The organism is Roseburia sp. AM23-20 (assembly GCF_003470905.1).
GTDB classification, from domain to species: Bacteria; Bacillota; Clostridia; order Lachnospirales; family Lachnospiraceae; genus Roseburia; species Roseburia rectibacter.
In genome coordinates this window covers 88,531-107,897 of sequence record NZ_QRHS01000008.1, presented here as the reverse complement: position 1 = coordinate 107,897, position 19,367 = coordinate 88,531, and the positions used below count along the sequence as shown (strand labels likewise).

Genomic DNA, 19,367 nt, shown 5'->3' with positions numbered 1-19,367 from the left:
AAATATTTTATTTTGCTTCATACCAGTTTTTTCCCACATGTGCATCAATCTCAAGCGTTACCGCAAGGTCTGCTGCTCCATGCATTTCTTCTTCAAGAATCTTTTTGACTGCATCTTCCTCCTCAACCGCTGTCTCCACCAACAGTTCATCATGCACTGTTAAGATCAGACGCGATCTTAAATTTTCTTTTAACAGTCTGTCATGCACACGTATCATTGCGATCTTGATAATGTCTGCCGCCGTTCCCTGAATCGGAGAGTTCATGGCAACACGTTCACCAAACGAACGCTGCATAAAATTGCTGCTCGAAAGTTCCGGTACCGGACGCCTTCTTCCAAACATAGTCGTCACATAACCTTTTTCTTTTGCCTCCGTCACAAGTCCATCTAAAAATGTCTTGATCTTCGGATAAGTTTCAAAGTAACGCTCTATATACTCTGCTGCCTCTTTCTTACTGATGCTTAAATCCTGACTCAGTCCAAATGAACTGATTCCGTATACGATTCCAAAATTTACTGCCTTGGCATTGCGGCGCTGCAAATCCGTCACTTCGTCGAACGGAATGTGAAATACCTGGGATGCGGTAATTCTGTGAATATCCTGTGCTTCCCGGTATGCCTCGATCAGCTTTTCGTCCCCTGACATGTGCGCTAAAACGCGAAGTTCGATCTGCGAATAATCGGCATCCATAAACTCAAATCCTTCTTTTGGCACAAACGCCTTACGGATCAGTCTTCCCAGTTCGATCCGCATAGGAATATTCTGAAGATTCGGCTCCGTACTGCTCAAACGTCCGGTAGCTGTGATCGTCTGATTAAAACTGGTATGGATTCTGCCATCTTCTGCGATATAGTTTACCAGTCCGTCCGCATAGGTGGACTTTAACTTGGTAAGCTGACGGTATTCTAAAATATCGGAAACGATCGGGTATTCCGGTGCAAGCCGTTCTAACACATCTGCTGCCGTTGAGTATCCGGTCTTGGTTTTCTTCCCATATGGCATGGAAAGTTTCTCGAATAAAATTACTCCAAGCTGTTTTGGGGAATTGATATTAAATTCTTCCCCAGCCTCCTCATAAATCTGTTTTTCCAGTTCTGTGATACGCACTGCAAGTTTATCTCCATACTCCATCAGCGCATCCCTGCATGCAATGATTCCCTCATTTTCCATATCTGCAAGAGTAAATACAAGTGGCATCTCAATCTCGGAAAATAGCTGATCCATGCCCTCTTCTTTCAGATCATCTTCGAGTGTCTTCTTTGATGCCTGCGCCACATATGCCATGTAGCATACATAACTTAGGAATGCTTCCGGCGCATTTTTCATTGCCTGCTCTATGGTCTGTTTTCCAAGAAGATCCGCCTTAGACGGCACCATCTGTCCCAGATAGTCTTTTGCAATATCTTCATATGGATATTCATTTTTTAACGGATTCAGAAGATAGGCTGCGATCACTCCGTCAAAAAGATCTGATAAAGCAATATTACCATTTTCCTGACGTTCCAGTAAACCAAGTGCTGCAAGCTGTGGTTTTAAATCAAGTGTCGCATAGGATGCAGCCTCGCTTGCAGTAAACATGGAAAGGATCTGCTTTGCAGAAAGATTCTCTCCAGCTTTTATAAAAAAGGTTTCTTTCTCCCCAATTGAAACTGCAGCTCCAAGACAGCGTTCATCGCTGCCTGATACAATATAAAATCCACAATTTCTGCCGCGCAGTTTTGCAAATACTTTTTCTGCTTCTTTTTCATCTTCGACAAGTTTAAAATGTTCTGCCGCCTGATTCTTCGGTGTTTCCACCTCAAACCGGTTCAAAAGATTCTTAAACTCCAGCCGTTTGCAGAGAAGATATGCCTCCTCGGTATACAGAGTGGAAATGCCGTTTATCTTAGCACCGGCAAGATCATAGTCAATGTCTGCGTGAATTTCGATCGTTGCAAGAGTCTTGCTCATCTGTGCAAGATCATAGTATTCTTTTAAATTTTTGCTTGCACGCGGCGGCTTTAATTCATCCACATGCGCATAGGCATTTTCAATGCTTCCGTATTGCGCAATGATCGCAGTTGCCGTCTTTTCACCGATCCCAGGCACACCCGGAATATTGTCCGCTGTATCACCCATCAGTGCCTTGACATCTATAAATTCGATCGGTGTTACCTGATACTTTTCTTTTACCTCTGTGGCATTATAATCTTCAATCTCTGTACCGGTGCGCTTTGTTTTTGGGATACGGATCTTTATATGATCCGTTGCAAGCTGTAAAAGATCACGGTCGCCGGAAACCACGGAAACGGTAAGACCTTTCTGTTCGCTCTGTTTTGCAATGGTTCCAAGCAGGTCATCTGCCTCGTAACCGCCTTTTTCGATCGTGGTGACTCCCATCGCCTTTAACATTTCTTTTATGAGCGGAACCTGTTCTCTCAGTTCCTGTGCCATCGGCTTTCTCGTGCCTTTGTATTCGGCGAACATTTTATGGCGGAAAGTCGGCTCTGACACATCAAATGCAACCGTCAGATAATCCGGCTGCTCCTCCTCTAAAATCTTGAACATAATATTCAAAAATCCATAGACTGCATTCGTATGAAGTCCCTCCGAATTCGTCAGATCCGGGATTCCGAAAAATGCCCTGTTCAAAATACTGTGTCCGTCAATCAATACCAGCTTTCCGCCCATTGTTCTCTCCATTCTCTGTCTTTTAGATTGCTCTTGTGTAGCGTTTCAGCCACTCATTTTCCTCCGGTGTCATATACGGGGAAATGGTATCATATACCATCTTATGATAATCATTTAACATCTTTTTCTCACGTGCGCTTAAAAGATCCGGATCGATCGCATCAAGATCGATCGGCGCATAGGTAATATTTTCAAATTCCATGAACTGACCATACTCATTTTTCTCAGCCTTACGGCATACAAGTTCATTTTCCGTACGGATGCCGTATCTGCCCTCTAAATATACGCCCGGCTCATCTGTCGTGATCATTCCTTCTTCTAAAACACCATTGTCATGACGCTCCGGCACAACCCTCCAGCGGAAACCATTCGGTCCCTCATGTACGTTTAACACATACCCAACGCCATGTCCGGTACCGCATTTATAATCAATGCCCATCTCCCAGAGAGGACCACGGGACAAAATATCAAGGTTTAATCCGGTACATCCATATAAGAACTTCGCATGTGCAAGATTCATATTCGATCTGCATACGGTTGTGAAATGCAGACGCATCTCATCTGTGATCGGTCCAAGTGCCATGGTTCTTGTGATATCCGTGGTTCCCTCAAAGTAATGTCCACCGGAATCCACCAGTAAGAATCCTTCCGGTTTTAATTCCGTATCTGATTCCGGTGTTGCAGCATAATGCATCATCGCAGCATTTGCACCATAAGCACAGATCGTATCAAAACTCAACTCAATAAAATTCTCCTGCTCTCTTCTTCGCGCTTCAAGATAGTCAGAAGCCGAGATCTCTGTCATAGGGATCTTGCCGATATTTGTCTTGAGCCAGTACATGAACTTCGTAAATGCAACACCGTCTTTTACATGTGCAGCTCTGGTGTTATCCACCTCCGTCTTATTTTTTACTGCTTTCATAAGCTCGGTCGGGTTCGGTTTATCCACAACTTTGATTGCTTTATCAAGACTGTTTACGATACGGTAATTAACCATGCCGCGGTTCATCAGCACGACTGCGTCTGCCGGGATTTCCGGTACATAATCGTAGACCGCATTATATGGTTTTGTAATGATATGGTTTTCATCCAGATAAGCACGGATCTTATCATCCACTACATCCTCCTGCAAAAACCAGATACATTCTGTTTCTGTCAGCGCCAGATATGACAATACGACCGGCACATAATCAATATCATTGCCACGGATATTTAAAAGCCATGCGATATCATAAAGAGAAGTTAAAATATGGACATTTGCACCATTCTCCTTCATAGCTTTCCTTAGATCTGCAATTTTATCCGCGGTGCTTTTTCCGGAATATTTTTCTTCTAAAATAAATAAAGGCTGTTTTGACAATGCAGGGCGGTCTTCCCAGATCAGGTCGATCAGATCTTCTGTCACATGCATGGAGGCATTTTTTGCAGAAGCAATTTTTTCAAGTTTACCTCCCCAGGTACCGTTTACAACACGTCCGTCAAATCCGAGACATCCACCTTCGTTTAATTTATCTTTTACAAATTCATCTACGGTCGGCACGCCCTCTTCGCCCATGCGGTAGAGTGTAACTGTGCTGCCCTTAAGCTGGTTTTCCGCCTGTACAAAGTAACGTCCATCCGTCCAGAGCCCTGCCTCCTCTGCTGTGATAACGGCAGTTCCTGCAGAACCGGTAAATCCGGTAATAAACTTTCTTGCCTTAAAATGGTCTCCTACATATTCTGATTCATGGAAATCAGCCGTCGGCACAACATATACAGTGATCCCTCTTTTCTCCATCTCTGCACGCAGTGCCTTTAATCTTTCCTGTATCATTTCTTACTTTCCTCTTTCTTATATATTTTCCAAAATCTGTCTATTACATGATGGCTGTTTCTTCCATCACGCATCCGTATACTCAAAAAACTTCGTATCGATCTCCGGATAAGATCGTTTTAATGAGATCGGTCTTCCGGAACGGTTCAAAAAGCAGTGGGAACTCTTTCCGGTTGTCCGCAGTTCTCCGGTCTCTTTGTCTGTCATCCGGTATTCCAAATCCATCTTGATACCATTATAACGGGTGATCTTTGTCTCGATTACGACGGTATCATCAAAATGTACCATGCTGTGATACTCACAGGATACGGAGAGCACAGGACTTATGATCTCCATCTCCTCCATCTGTTTGTAACTGAGTCCGATCTGATCCATTAAATCCATCCTCGCCTCTTCCATCCATTTGATATAATTTGAATGATGGATGATCCCCATCTGATCCGTCTCATAATATTTTGCATGATGCTCATATGGGCGGATTTTGATATCATCGGCATTTTCATTATAAATTTCTATCTCTTTTTTACTCATATAAATCACTACCTTTCTCAAACTCCTCCAAGCTATAGTATCTCACAGAACCGCTTTAATTTCAATGGTGCCTTTTTATCCGTGCGGTCAGGCATGCGGTCAGGATAACGATCATAACACAGACAAATGAGATCCCGGCTCCTACCATAAATCCAGGTGTCCGGTAACGCAGTTCGATCGTGTGTGTTCCTTTTTCAAGATAAGTACTGATAAATGCCTCTCCAAAAACTTCCGGCTTGGTTTCTTCTCCATCAACATACAATTTCCATCCTGCATCATCCGCCACTGAAAAGATCAGCCGTCCTTCTTTTTTCACATCGATCGTTCCGGTGATCTTCGTATCGGAAAATGACGTCATCTCCATCGTCTGCTCATTTAATGTCTGATAAGCAGTATCTACTGCATCGAGATTTAAGGCATATGCAGTAATGTTCACCCTCTCCTCGCTGCTGTTTTTGATCTTTACTTCCGTACCTGCCGTGCAGTATCCAAGATCAAGCGTATAACCATGTGAAACTTTCGTGAAAGATTTTGTCCTGCCGTCACTGATCTCTTCTGTCAGGCTGTCCACGGTCGTCGAATCATAGGTAGCAAAAATATATGCATCTTCCTGCACATCGATCGTTGATTCTCCGACCACTGATTCCGATGGGATCTCTGTCAGCATCGTCTCATCTGCACCGAGAAGTTCTGCAAGTTTATTCTGCGCTGTGATCTCGTCTAAATCAGAATAATCCCACGCTTCGATCACATTCTCATCCATCATAAAGCCAAGCGGGAGCACGTATTTATTTTCATAGAGATAAGTGTTTCCGCTTCCTGCCACAAAAGAACGGATCGGGTTTGCCTCAAGCGCATTATCTGCGATCACATAGCGCAGGGATAACATCGCAGATAAAAGCGGTGTTGCCCCATTCACGCAGTAAAAATTCTTACCGCCCTCCATTCCGACTGCCTGGTAAAAATGACTGACATCTAAATTCATCAGTGACGAAAACTGTGTTGCAGAACGATATCCATACAATGCGGCATCATTTTTCGTTTTACGCTCTAATTCCTCTGTCCGGTAAAATAATACGCCTTCCTTCTGTGCCTGATCTTTTGCCTCTGCAAGTACCGCATGATAATCATCCACCGCCTTTACATAAGCAGTCCTGCTTGTTGTCTCAAGTCCGGTCACATTGTAATTAAAGAATAATTCTAACAGCATCGCTACGCAGCCACAGACAAGCATGATCTTCTTCAGTTCTTCCCTGGTTGCCCTTTTGATCCTTCCGATCTTTTTTACCTCATCTTCCCGGATACATTCTTCCGCATAAAAATAGATCAGCAGTACCACAATATAACTTCCCAGAAAAACATAAGTTGCCGTTGCCGCACTCTCCCCTAAGATTGTCCCATCGGAAAAATGACAGGAAACTGCCATCAGACCAACTGATGCCACTCCCGCTGCGATCACATCTAAAAATCTCGTTCCTTTGAAATGCAAAAATGCCTCGTAGGATACCGCAAGCATCAGAAATGCATATAAAAAGGTCTGTCTGCCCGGCAGGGAATCCGGAAAGTGCATGCCATGCCAGATGAAATCAAGTATATTATTCGAAAAACTGATGACAAAAAATGCTGCCAGAAGTCCGCGTGAAAGCTTCTTTTTCCAGGAGATCTCACGGTTGAAAAGATACAGTACAAACAAAAGAAGCACAAATACGCCACAGTAAATATTCGGCCAGTGGTCTTTTCCTGTATAGGGCTCTGCCATCACAGAATGTCTTCCCAGCTCCGCAATAATGTTAAAATACCATTCCATCGTATCCGGGAACGAAATATTCTGTGACCCACTCGCACCAAGTGTGATCGCCTCAGGAATGATCAGAACTGCACCCGTTCCACCTGCCAGAAGAGAATAAACTGCAAAACGAATCCAGGCACCGATCCCTGTTTCCTTATTTTCAAGCCATGTGATCAAAAACCAGATCACCTGAAAAATGCATACCATGATCGCAATGTAATAATTACTGATAATGCATAAAGACAGCGAGATATAATAAAGCAGTACCTTTTTCTCTTTGATCAGTTTTTCGAGCCCAAGAACAACAAGCGGCGCTAACATCATACAGTCTAACCACATGATATCCCATGCATAGGCTGCGGAGAATCCGCACAATGCATAGGCTGTCGCAAAAATACTGACCGCAATATGATTTTTTTCAAAGTGCTCTTTTAAATAATAACCAAAAAACAGTCCCGCAAATGAAATTTTCAAGATCACAAGCAAGGTCATAAATTCGATCACATGATTTTGCGGACATAACAGCAGCAGCCAGTTCAGGGGGCTTGCCAGATAATAGGCATACAGAGAGATGAAATCTGCCCCCAGTCCGACATTCCATGAGTAAAACAGACTGCCGCCATGTTTGATCTTATCCATCAGCTCCGTGAAAAAAGGACAGTACTGATGGTACATATCAATGTGTAAAATACACTGCTCTCCAAACGGATAAACGTCATGAAGGATACATATCACAACCAGAATAAAAAATGGCAGAAAGAATGAAGCAAAAAGCGGCATTCTTTCTTCCCACAATTGATTTTGTAGTTTCTTTTCTCTTTTCAAAACAAAACCTCTCTTTTTATCATTTTCTAATTGACAGTTCCATGATCAAACAACTCATAATACTGCAGTTTCCGGTAAATATCCATCTCATCTTTTTCATCGGAACCCCGCACTTCACTGCCATCTGCTTTTACCGTACGCACGGCAGAAATGACCGGATATTCTGTCTTTAAATGCATCAGATAGGAACGGTATTCGTCCAGTGGAACACCTGCACGCTCTAACACTTCTGCTGCAAGATAATTTGCACTCGTATCTGCACCCGTTTCCTCATCAATATCATAATTTGCCCATACCACATAAGGAACCTGATAACGCAGTTTCTGCTGTTCCTCTGTCAGGTGATTCCAGGACATTCCATTTTTTGCAAGAACCGTAGATGCAACGGCATCACTCGGCTGGTGATCCCCGAAGAAAACGATCACTGTTTTTTCATCTGCATCTTTAAAATAAGAGATTAAAGACTCCAACGCTGAATCAGAAAGTTTTACCAGCGATAAATACTGCTGCAGCGAAAAATTAGTGGAATCTTTCACTGAGATATCCGGGGTAAAATTGCCATACTGATCCTGATATCCACCGTGATTCTGCATTGTCACATTAAAAACAAACAATGGTTTATCTGTTTCTTTATTTTCATAAAATTCGATAATCTTATCCACACAGCTCTCATCACTGATATACTGTCTCACATACTGTGGATTCACATACTCATCTTTAAATACACTTTCGTTAAAACCTAACATCGGATAAACCGTATCACGTTCCCATCCGCCTGCATTGTATGGATGTGTTGCAATCGTCTGATATCCTAATGTTTTCAGATAATCCGGAAGTGCCTTTAAATCCCCATTGATATACTGCTGGTACGGAATACTTCCCTGTGGAAGAAATGCCATGGTATTGCCGGTCAGAAATTCAAACTCGGTATTTGCCGTATTTCCGCCACATACAGATACGTTTAACATTCCGGTAACCGTATTTTCTGCTCCCTGTTCCAAGCTGTGAATAAACGGCATGTAATCCTCATTTGTCTCAAAATCACCCAGAACCGACAGATCGGAAAACGACTCATTCATCATCACAATGATATTTGGAAGTTCTTCATCCTTTTGCGTATCATCTTTTGCTGCCGGATCAGTATCCTCCGACATTGCACCTCCTGCTCCGTAGGAATCAAGCACTGCCTGTGCCTCCGAGTCACTGTAATGCTCCGGTTTATCGATCGACATATATGCAAGATTCATCACAAATGTGACTGCCATTCCATCCACATCTGTCATGTAGACCGGTGTAAACAGCTTATTATAAAGTCTGTGGCTGTTCTGAAAACTCTCCTGCTGTAAGGTTCCCGCAAACAGTGAAAGCACCACAGCCACAAGTGCTGCCGGAATAAGCCGTTTCCAGAATACAAAACGTGTTACTTTTACCTTTATAAAATGAAATAATGCGATTGCCACAAGAAACACCAGTGTTACCACGACCATACGCGTATCCGGCATAAAATTATAATTATCCGCCACACTCGCCGCCGTTTTCCATGAAAAAATATCCCACGGCACAATCGGATTTGTACGGAAACGCACTACATAACTGTTTGCAATACCATAGATCATCGCCACACCATAAACGATCCGGTGTGCTGTTTTTAATTTTCCTGTCAGCAAAAACAGTACAATCGTTACCAGTAAAAACAGCACAATATTAAAAAACTGAGCCCACGGACGCACGACCATAAACGGATTGTGTGAATAACACTCCATAAGATAAAAACATGCCGCAGGCGGCAATATGACAAGCAGCAACGATATGATACTGCTTCCTGCCTTTTTTAAAATATCATTCTTCTTATCCGACTTTTTGTTCCTGGCTGCTATTTTCTCATTTCTCTGCTCTTTTAATTTTTCCCAGAAACCTTTTGGTTTCGTATTTTTTCTTTTTCTGCTAGCATTCATGTCAAACCTCATTTCAAGGGTGTATCTTCCCTTTAGATAATTAGCCGAATGATATTTTAGCACATTCCTCCAGCAAATAACATCTATTCGTAAAAAATTCATAAATTCATAAGTTTCCAGTATTGCAACACTATTTCCCAGCCTTTATTTTTTGCATGTTCTGTCGAATCAAATAGTTATTTTGACGCTTTATGTTAATAAAGCAATAATCTTTCCCACAGACGTCTTTATTGTCTTGACATTTCAAATAATTTTTTTTAACATGAAAATATATACAATACCTGTATCGATTTGAGTGGCGCAAAAAGGAAGATGAAAATGAATAGTGAATCTGAAATCAACCGTCTGACAAAAGAGAATGAAACTTTCCGAAAAATCATTGAAACACAGCAGCATACGATCAATCTTCTCATTGATCATTTTATTGCTGGTAATACAGATAAACAGATCAAAAAGAACTAAATTTTGTATTTTTATTAAAAAAACAGAGCGACCGTCTGCCGCTCTGTTCCTTTTATCCGTGATAAAAAATCTTCCTTCAAAGTATACAATCTGCTGTTTATGATCTTTTTGGGCACAAAAAAAGCTGCTGACGGGAATCGGACCCGTGACCTCCGCACTACCAATGCGACGCTCTACCGACTGAGCCACAGCAGCATTGTGTTTTTCAACACCTGTATTATTATACAATAGGATTGTACGCTTGTCAAGCATAAAATGCAGGAAATTTTTGTAATTTTTCAAAAAATTTACACAATCCCAGATCAACATTCCATGTCTCACCGGGATTGTGTTCTTCGGGTCTTCTGGCCAGATGGTGTTTTGTCACCACATCCGTTATGTTCTTCCCGTTTTGTTTCAATCAGCCTCTCCTTTTTTACATCCGATTCATAATCTTGATGTGTGACTTAAAAAGAGAATAATATTTCATTCCCTTATCTTTGCCATAATGTCCCTGCAATGCAGCTCTTAATGAATTGAGATTCTTTCTCTTCGCATTTGCCTTATACAAAAACGAGGAAAAATCTTCCGGACAGTCCAGTTTTGGATCACTGTAGGCAAATACTGTCTGACAATAAACATCAAACTTCTCTTCCTCACTGATCGCATTCTGATTCTCACGGCAGATCGCATATGCAGAACTGTTCTTTGCTTCCTGGTAAAGTTCTTTTCCAATCTCTTCCCCAAAGAACAATACCAGTGCATTGTGAAAATCTGCAAGACGATCTTTGCTGATGCAGGTAAGCAGGCTGCGGATAACCTCATCCTGTTCCTTTGAAATCTCTGGTGTTTTCACCATTATATTCTTCTCTGGATCTGCATCTGACACTTCTTCATCCTGCTGATTCCCATCTGTTGTTTCATCCGGTCTCATAATTTCATCCGGTATTTCCATCTGAATCTCTTCTGGTTCAGACATTTCTTCTGATTCCGCATATTTTTCCGTCTGTACCTGTTCTTCCGCAGTTACCGTTTCGTTTTTCATAGACTCAGCTGTCTGCCCTGTCGCAGTTTCTGTCTCGTGTTTCAGAAACTCTGCCGTCTGCCCTGTCGCAGCTTCTGTCTTGTGTTTCAGAAATTCTGCGGTCTGCCCCGTCGCAGCTTCTGTCTCGTGTTTCAGAAACTCTGCTGTCTGCTCCGTCGCAGCTTCTGTGGAATTTTCCAAAAACTCTGCTGTTTTTGTCTTCTGCTGTAATCTGCGGCTTAATTCTTTTCCGCTGATACGCTGTACCGGCATATTACGCTGTTTCCAATAGCGGACTGCTGCATCAAATCCGGTATCATTTGAAACGATCACATAACATTTTTCCTGATTCTCACACAACATATACCCAAGCTGTGTAACAAGCTGGAAATCAAGTGCATTGCTTCCCTCAAAACATTTTATAAACTCTGCTTCTTTCTCCGTCTCCTTTAATAACCTCACATTTTCGTAATTCATATGCGGACTTTTCTGCGTATAAAATACGATCACTTCCTCATCAGGCTGTGATGCTACCAGTAACGGTACCCATATATCTCCTACATTCTCACTGTCAACCAAATATATTCTTTTCATCTGATCACCGGCTGATCGAAACACATTTATTATAACATAAGACGGAATCATGCCTCTACTCTTTTTTACAGAATATCAATATATTCTCCCGCAAGTGCTTTATTCATGCTGCGTACTGCACAGAATTTTCCACACATGGAACAGGTATCCTCGTGTTCCGGTTTTCTGCTGTTCCAAATTGCTTTAGCTGTTTCCGGATCTATTGCACATTCCCACTGTGCATCCCAGTCTAATACACGTCTTGCATCTGCCATCTTATCATCGATCTCCCTTGCTCCACGGACACCCTTTGCAATGTCTGCTGCATGTGCTGCGATCTTCGATGCAATGATCCCCTGTTTTACATCCTCCACGTTTGGCAGTGCCAGGTGTTCTGCCGGTGTGACATAACATAAGAATGCTGCTCCGTTCTGCGCTGCGATCGCCCCTCCGATCGCGGATGTGATATGATCATATCCCGGTGCAATATCCGTAACAAGTGGTCCTAACACATAAAAAGGTGCACCCATACAGATCGTCTGCTGGATCTTCATATTGGCTGCGATCTGATCCATCGGCATATGCCCCGGTCCTTCGACCATAACCTGTACATCTTTCTCCCATGCACGTTTTGTCAGTTCTCCAAGTCTTACCAGTTCTTCGATCTGGCATACATCAGATGCATCCGCAAGACATCCGGGACGGCAGGCATCTCCAAGTGAAATGGTCACATCATGCTCACGGCAGATCTCAAGGATCTCATCGTAATATTCATAAAACGGATTTTCTTCTCCAGTCATACACATCCACGCAAATACAAGAGAACCTCCGCGGGAAACAATATTCATTTTACGTTTATGTTTCCGGATCTGCTCGATCGTCTTTCTTGTGATTCCACAGTGCAGTGTCACAAAATCCACGCCGTCCTCCGCATGCAGACGTACCACATCAATAAAATCTTTTGCAGTCAGTGTCGCAAGGTCTCTCTGATAATGGATCACGGAATCATAGATCGGCACGGTACCGATCATAGCCGGACATTCTGCTGTCAGTTTTCTGCGGAACGGAATTGTATTTCCATGAGAGGATAAATCCATAATAGCATGTGCGCCCATATTGACTGCCGCCATAACTTTCTCCATCTCCACATCATAATCTTTGCAGTCCCTTGACACACCAAGATTGACATTGATCTTTGTGCGGAGCATGGACCCCACGCCCTCCGGATCAATACATGTGTGATGTTTGTTTGCGCAGATTGCAACTTTTCCCTCTGCTACAAGCGGCATCAGTTCCTCTACTGTCATACGCTCCTTTTTTGCCACGATCTCTAATTCTTTTGTCACAATGCCTTTTCTTGCTGCATCCATCTGTGTTGTATACTGTTCCATACATTTTCTCCTTTTCGCATGAAAGACTGCTGGCGATGAGAATTTTTCTATGAATGATTTAAAAAATCTCCTGCCGCAAGTGCGACAGGAGATAACATCTTCCCAATACGCTCCCTACGACAGTATTAACTGACAGGTTCAAAGAGTCAGGTTTTAACCTTCTCAACTGCAATCTCTCCAGGCACTATCCCGGACATGCAGTCCCTCTGCGTTGTTTTCTATTATATTTTACCGACTCATTCAGTCTAGCGGAATCTATGATAGTTGTCAATATTTGTACAACAAAAAAGACAGCCGATGCTGTCTTTTTAGGAGAAGGTATTTTTACTATGGGGTATAGCAAAAACTATATATAATGTATTGGGGGGTTTTTACAGTCATTATAATAGCATGATTTTCTCAATAAGTGTTCACAAATGTTACAATTTTCTCTTTTATTTTTTATGCAACATGCACAATTATTTTTCGTGACAATCCACAAAAAAGCAGATAAATCTTTTACATCTTCCCCATTTCAGGATTCATCTCACGGATTTTTGCCTTAATACGCGAAAGCGCATTATCAATGGATTTTGGCGTCTTTCCCATCTTTTCTGCAATCTGCTGATAATGAAGTCCCGCAAGGTACTGGTCTAATACTTCCCGTTCCATCCTGCTTAAATGTGTCCGGAGCCTTTTCCAGAACTGCTCTACATTCTCCTGATCGATCATCATCTGCTCCGGATTGCCGATTCCATCCATCGTAAGTGTTTCCGCCAGCGGATATCCGTTTTCGCCGTTTTCTGAATAGAAAGAAACATAAGAATTAAGTGGTGCATGCTTCTTGCGGTTTGACGCCTCAACTGCCTTATATAACTGTCTTGTGATACATAATTCCGCAAAATGAAAAAAAGACGCTTCTTTCGTGTTATCAAAATCTCTGATTGCCTTAAACAGACCGATCATTCCCTCCTGGATCAGATCATCCGTCTCCCCACCGATTAAAAATACTGCATTTGCCTTTTTGCGGACCAGCGGTTTATATTTATCCAGAATATAATCCATGATCTTTCCGTCCGTATCACCGCTGTCTTTTAATACCGCGATCAACTGTTCGTCTGTCAAATCCTGATATGACTCTAACATGTTCCTCCCAAGACTCCCGCTGCAAATTTAGCGCATACGCTGCCGCACGATCTCATATGCAAGTACACCTGCTGCTACTGATGCGTTCAAAGAATCAATATCCCCCTTCATTGGGATGGACGCAACAAAATCGCAGTTTTCACGCACAAGTCTGCCAACACCTTCGCCTTCACTGCCGATCACAAGACCGATCGGTCCTTTCAGATCGAGATCATACATACAGGTTCCATCCATATCTGCGCAGACAAACCACATTCCTTTGTCCTTTAACTCTTTCATCGTTGCAGCCAGATTTGTTACCTTTGCAACCGGGGTATAGTTGATCGCTCCGGCAGATGTCTTTGCCACGGTAGCTGTCAGACCAACTGCACGGCGTTTTGGAATAATAACACCATGTGCCCCCGCAAGATTTGCGGTACGGATGATCGCACCAAGATTATGTGGGTCCTCAATATTATCCAGAATAAATAAGAACGGCGGCTCACCCTTTTCTTCTGCCAGTTTTAACATATCTTCCACCTCTGCATATTCATATGCAGCAGCAACAGCGATCACACCCTGGTGTTTTTTTGTCTCAGAAAGCTGGTCTAAGCGTTCCTTTTCCACAAAATGTACGATCGTGTCGTGTTTTTTTGCCTCTCTTACGATTGTGCGTACCGGACCGTCCTGACAGCCGTCTAACACAAATAATTTATCAATCGTTTTTCCGGAACGGAATGCCTCAAGCACCGCATTCCGTCCCTCTATTTTCAGCTCTTCGTAGCCCATTACTCTCTCCTTTTACATTTTCAGTGCAAGTTCGTCCACACCTGTCTTTACCAGTTCCACCAGACGTTCAAACTCATCTTTTAAATACAGATATCCCATCAGTGCCTCAAATCCGGTTGCTTTCCGGTAGTCTGACATTGTCGCATTTTTTGCCATTGTCGGCGATTTTGCATTTCTTCCGCGGCGGTACACTTCCGTTTCTTCCTCCGTCAGAACCGGCAGTAATTTCTCGATCATCTCCGCCTGTGTGTGTGCTTTTACAATCTGGCTTGTCCTCTTATGAAGCTCTCCTGCTCTCGTGTTTCCTTTTCCGACAACAACCGAACGGATCACCAGGTCAAATATCCCATCTCCGATATATGCTAACGTAAGAGGTGAATATGTCCGGATATCTACTTCACTGATCCCAAACTGTTCTTTAATATAGGAATCTATTCCTTTCTGCATCGGCATTTCCCCTCTCTCACGCTTTGTGCCAGATCACACCTTCTCTGGTATCTTTCAGTACAATGCCCTTTTCAAGCAGTTCATCGCGGATTGCATCTGCTTTTGCAAAATCTTTTGCTTTCTTTGCTTCCTTACGTTCCTCAATCTTTGCAAGTACATAGTTTTCTAACTCTGCATCGATCTCCTCTTTTGCATCTGTCTGTGCCGTTGTCAGATTTAAGGATAATACTTTGTCAAAATCATTGATCAACGCAAGTTTTGTTTTATCATTCATATCATCTTTGAGCAGATCGTAAATGATCGTGATCGCCATTGATGTATTCAAATCATTGCTGATCGCATTCTCAAATTTTGCCTTATAAGCATCAAATTTATCCTGCTGTACCGCTCCCTCATCCTTTAATTCTGCGATTCGTTTGGTCAGTTTTTTATAAGCTGCAGCCATGTTGTCTAACACTTCATAAGAAAACTCTAACGGTTTTCTGTAGTGGGACTGTAAACAGAACATACGGTATACGATCGGATCATAACCTTTTTCCTGCAGCAAGGATACCGTAAGAAAATCCCCTTTGGACTTACTCATTTTTCCGGATTTGTCATTCAAATGCTGTACATGGAACCAGTATTTACACCATGTATGACCAAGGTAACTCTCGGACTGCGCGATCTCATTGGTATGGTGCGGGAAAATATTGTCTACACCTCCGCAGTGGATATCTACATACTCGCCCAGATGTTTCATGCTGATACAGGAACATTCAATATGCCATCCCGGATATCCAACACCCCATGGACTATCCCATTTGAGTGCCTGATCCTCGAATTTTGATTTTGTAAACCAGAGTACAAAATCATTTTTATTTTTCTTATTCACATCTTCTTCCACATCATCGCGGACACCGACTAACAGTTCTTTCTCACTCTGGGAAGAAAATACATAATAATCGTCTAATTTTGAAGTGTCAAAATAAACATTTCCGCCTGCTACATAGGCATAGCCTTTCTCAAGCAGCACCTCGATCATATGGATGAACTCCGGGATACAGTTCGTTGCCGGCTCCACAACGTCCGGTGTCTTGATGTTTAATTTTTTGCAGTCACTAAAGAAAGCGTCCGTATAATATTTTGCGATCTCCATGACTGTCTTGTGCTCTCTTTTTGCACCTTTTAACATCTTATCTTCGCCGGTATCTGCATCAGAAGATAAATGTCCGACATCCGTGATATTCATGACGCGCTTGACATCATAGCCGACATAACGGAGTGATTTTTCCAATATATCCTCCATGATGTAACTTCTGAGGTTGCCGATATGTGCAAAATGGTATACGGTCGGTCCACAGGTATACATGCCGATCTTTCCATCCTCATGCGGGATTACCGTTTCTACTTTTCTTGTCAGTGTGTTGTAAAATTGAAATTTATTTTCCATTTAAATAATCCTCCTTGTTTTGCGAAGCAAAATGCGAATCCTCTGATGAGCAGAGGATTTTACTCCTTGTTTTGCGGAGCAAAATACAATTTTATTTTGTTTTTTGTGCATCAGCACTTAAAATCCGGACTGCCTGCTCTAAATCAAGCACACGGTTGACCAGTTCTGCATTTTCCCTCTGCAGTACGGTAATATCCTCTTTGACCGGATCCGGCAGATGGCATTGATCCATATCACTGCGCGGCATCTTCACATTGTCACGTTTTACGATTCTTCCCGGAACACCAACTACGGTACAGTTTGGCGGCACTTCCTCTATGACCACACTTCCCGCTCCGATCTTGGAATTTTCTCCAACGGTGAAGGAACCGATGATCTTTGCACCCGCACTGATCATAACGTTATCCCCGATCGTCGGATGACGTTTTCCGGTCTCTTTTCCGGTACCGCCTAGTGTCACACCCTGATACAGAGTAACATTGTCCCCAACGATCGCCGTCTCTCCAATGATCACACCACTGCCGTGATCAATAAAAAATCCTTTCCCGATCGTTGCTCCCGGATGTATCTCAATTCCTGTTTTTCTCGCTGCCCGCTGTGAAATATATCTCGCCCAGAAGAAATGTCCTTTTAAATACAGCTTATGCGCACGTCTGTAGCTCAACATAACCCGAAAACTCGGATAAAGCAATACCTCCATCGGCGATTTGATCGCCGGGTCCCGCTCCTTTATCACTGTAAATTCTTCCTTAATATGACTGATGATTCCCAAAACCGGCATCCCCTTTCCTGAATCAAAAAAAAGATCATTTCATCTCTAAGAGACGAAATGATCCGTGGTTCCACTCTAATTTAAGGATCTTATGATCCTCACTCAATACACTTAACGTGTGTAACCCGTATCCGGATACTGTATTGGCAGACAAAGCCCTTTCCCCGGACAGGCTCACGGAGGCACTTCGGAAATCTCTTTCTGAAAACTGCTTGCAGCCGATGGCAGTTTCTCTCTGTCAGCACTCTGGTTTCTTACTCTTCCCGTTCAACGCCCTTATCGTATTTATACTGGTAAGTTTATTTACTTACTCTAGTTTATGCACTTGCTTCCGATTTGTCAACTTTTTTATTTGTTCTCTTCCCTTTTTCTCATTGCATACGATCCTTTTCCGTGTTACATTATAAATAGTATCTGGTTATTCTGGGGATAATTTACAATTTATACGAAGGATTTTATTATGGAACAGCAAAGAGAAACTCTGTTGATTGTAGATGATTCACGCTTACAGCGTGCAGTTTTAAATGAAATATTTTCTTCAAACTTCAATATTCTTGAAGTATCCTCCGGCGAGGAATGTCTGAAAATGATCGAAGAAAAACAGGACATGATCGATCTTGTCCTTTTAGATCTGGTCATGTCCGGCATGGATGGTTTTGATGTTCTAAAACACAGACAGGGAATGCCGGAATTTAAGAAAATCCCGGTTGTAGTTCTCACAACCACCGATACCCCTGAAGTCCAGACAAAAGCATTCGAATTAGGTGCAAGCGACTTTATCAGTAAACCTGCTGAACCCGCCATCGCACGCCTGCGTATTGGTAACATTTTGAAAACCAACCGCAGACTGAATAATATTTTACAAAAGCGGGAAGAATTACGGATCAGATCAGAAGTTGATGAGATGACACATCTTCTGAATAAAACCACAGCTGAGCACACAATTTCCCATATACTTTTATCAAGTCCCGAAGGTCTGCATGCATTATTCGCCATTGATATCGACAATTTCAAAGCAGTTAACGATATCTGTGGCCACAAAATGGGGGATCACACAATATCTGTGGTAGCCGGTATTCTTGCATCCCATTTTTCAGGTTCTGATATTGTTGGACGCATCGGCGGAGATGAATTTGTTGTTTTTGTGCGAAATATAACAACCAAAGAGGCAATCTACGAAAAAGCACAGGAGCTTTTAAATGCCATTTCCGACAAGGAAGGACTGTCAATCCCTGAAAATGTTACGATCAGCATCGGTATTGCTTTCACAGATCCATACGAAACGTCTTATACCACACTTTTTCAGAAAGCAGATACTGCACTCAGCAACTCAAAAAAATCCGGGAAACAATGTTTTTCCGAATATGGGGTTTCTTCGCCAGTATCCGATGCCACGCTGAAAAATATTTTATTATATACACAGTCCAGGAATGTCGCATCCACGTTGAAGTTCGCTCATTCTTATCCGGACAGGCTTGTAAAAATATCTTCCCTTGCTGAGATACATTATGCGGTTATGGATAAAAACAACCACGTTCCTGCCGTTTACATAGATGTATCCGAAAGCGAAGATGACGGTCAGAAAATATGGGAAGAATTAAGTCATGAATCCTGGGCACAGTCAGTCCCTGTTATTGCCATCTGTCAGGAAAGTAACCTGACACAGGTTCGGAATGCCATATTATCCAATGTGATCAGCGATCTTATTTTTGATCCGATTGATGTTGAAAGTATCAAAAGACGCATCAAAAAATATCAGACACATGATGATATCTCATAAAAACAACGGTCAGATGACTTTATTTATCAT

At 42.5% G+C, this 19,367-nt stretch carries 14 protein-coding genes, 1 tRNA gene, 1 riboswitch and 1 other annotated feature; of the genes, 2 read left to right on the top strand and 13 right to left on the bottom strand.

Features of this window, described 5'->3' with window-relative positions; all coding sequences use genetic code 11:
- Positions 1 to 7: 7 nt before the first annotated feature.
- The 5 genes from polA to DW650_RS08470 all read right to left on the bottom strand — a co-directional run bounded on the left by polA (position 8) and on the right by DW650_RS08470 (position 9,686).
- Entirely contained in the window at positions 8 to 2,671 is a 2,664-nt protein-coding gene (polA, locus tag DW650_RS08490; protein WP_199654230.1) for a DNA polymerase I, read from the bottom strand.
- Between the two features lie 22 nt (positions 2,672 to 2,693).
- Entirely contained in the window at positions 2,694 to 4,484 is a 1,791-nt protein-coding gene (locus tag DW650_RS08485; RefSeq protein WP_118209630.1) for an aminopeptidase P family protein, read from the bottom strand.
- Between the two features lie 66 nt (positions 4,485 to 4,550).
- Complete coding sequence (locus DW650_RS08480; RefSeq protein WP_117919889.1) at positions 4,551 to 5,015, bottom strand: acyl-CoA thioesterase; 465 nt, start codon at positions 5,013 to 5,015, stop codon at positions 4,551 to 4,553.
- Positions 5,016 to 5,076: 61 nt separating this feature from the next.
- The gene (locus DW650_RS08475; RefSeq protein WP_243102904.1) at positions 5,077 to 7,629 is read right to left on the bottom strand and encodes a YfhO family protein; all 2,553 of its coding nucleotides are present in this window, start codon (positions 7,627 to 7,629) and stop codon (positions 5,077 to 5,079) included.
- 26 nt (positions 7,630 to 7,655) lie between these two features.
- Positions 7,656 to 9,686: an LTA synthase family protein gene (locus tag DW650_RS08470; RefSeq protein ID WP_118209628.1), complete on the bottom strand. Its 2,031-nt coding sequence runs from the start codon at positions 9,684 to 9,686 to the stop codon at positions 7,656 to 7,658.
- Positions 9,687 to 9,902: 216 nt separating this feature from the next.
- Between DW650_RS08470 and DW650_RS08465 the strand changes: the two genes are divergently transcribed.
- The gene (locus tag DW650_RS08465) at positions 9,903 to 10,046 is read left to right on the top strand and encodes an adenylate kinase (protein WP_158570861.1); all 144 of its coding nucleotides are present in this window, start codon (positions 9,903 to 9,905) and stop codon (positions 10,044 to 10,046) included.
- Between the two features lie 122 nt (positions 10,047 to 10,168).
- Here the strand turns inward: DW650_RS08465 and DW650_RS08460 are convergent.
- The 8 genes from DW650_RS08460 to epsC form a co-directional block, all read right to left on the bottom strand.
- Positions 10,169 to 10,241: transfer RNA gene (locus DW650_RS08460), tRNA-Thr, on the bottom strand.
- A gap of 220 nt (positions 10,242 to 10,461) precedes the next feature.
- Complete coding sequence (locus DW650_RS08455; RefSeq protein ID WP_118209651.1) at positions 10,462 to 11,643, bottom strand: PIN domain-containing protein; 1,182 nt, start codon at positions 11,641 to 11,643, stop codon at positions 10,462 to 10,464.
- Positions 11,644 to 11,708: 65 nt separating this feature from the next.
- Positions 11,709 to 13,013, bottom strand: a complete 1,305-nt coding sequence (thiC, locus tag DW650_RS08450) for a phosphomethylpyrimidine synthase ThiC (RefSeq protein ID WP_117919768.1) — start codon at positions 13,011 to 13,013, stop codon at positions 11,709 to 11,711.
- A 94-nt stretch (positions 13,014 to 13,107) separates the two neighbouring features.
- Positions 13,108 to 13,231: riboswitch (TPP riboswitch) on the bottom strand.
- A gap of 280 nt (positions 13,232 to 13,511) precedes the next feature.
- A complete protein-coding gene (locus DW650_RS08445; protein ID WP_118209627.1) occupies positions 13,512 to 14,138 on the bottom strand; it encodes a sigma-70 family RNA polymerase sigma factor in 627 nt (208 codons plus the stop codon).
- Positions 14,139 to 14,165: 27 nt separating this feature from the next.
- Positions 14,166 to 14,906 carry a 23S rRNA (guanosine(2251)-2'-O)-methyltransferase RlmB gene (gene rlmB, locus DW650_RS08440; protein ID WP_118209626.1) on the bottom strand — a complete coding sequence of 247 codons (741 nt, stop codon included), beginning with the start codon at positions 14,904 to 14,906 and terminating at the stop codon, positions 14,166 to 14,168.
- Between the two features lie 12 nt (positions 14,907 to 14,918).
- A complete protein-coding gene (locus DW650_RS08435) occupies positions 14,919 to 15,353 on the bottom strand; it encodes a Mini-ribonuclease 3 (RefSeq protein ID WP_118209650.1) in 435 nt (144 codons plus the stop codon).
- 16 nt (positions 15,354 to 15,369) lie between these two features.
- On the bottom strand, positions 15,370 to 16,785 hold the full coding sequence (gene cysS, locus DW650_RS08430) for a cysteine--tRNA ligase (protein ID WP_118209625.1): 1,416 nt from the start codon (positions 16,783 to 16,785) through the stop codon (positions 15,370 to 15,372).
- A gap of 91 nt (positions 16,786 to 16,876) precedes the next feature.
- A complete protein-coding gene (epsC, locus tag DW650_RS08425) occupies positions 16,877 to 17,557 on the bottom strand; it encodes a serine O-acetyltransferase EpsC (RefSeq protein ID WP_186898983.1) in 681 nt (226 codons plus the stop codon).
- A 45-nt stretch (positions 17,558 to 17,602) separates the two neighbouring features.
- Positions 17,603 to 17,837: a binding site (T-box leader), on the bottom strand.
- A gap of 180 nt (positions 17,838 to 18,017) precedes the next feature.
- Here epsC and DW650_RS08420 point away from each other — a divergent pair.
- Positions 18,018 to 19,337, top strand: a complete 1,320-nt coding sequence (locus DW650_RS08420) for a GGDEF domain-containing response regulator (protein ID WP_118209624.1) — start codon at positions 18,018 to 18,020, stop codon at positions 19,335 to 19,337.
- Positions 19,338 to 19,367 lie beyond the last annotated feature (30 nt).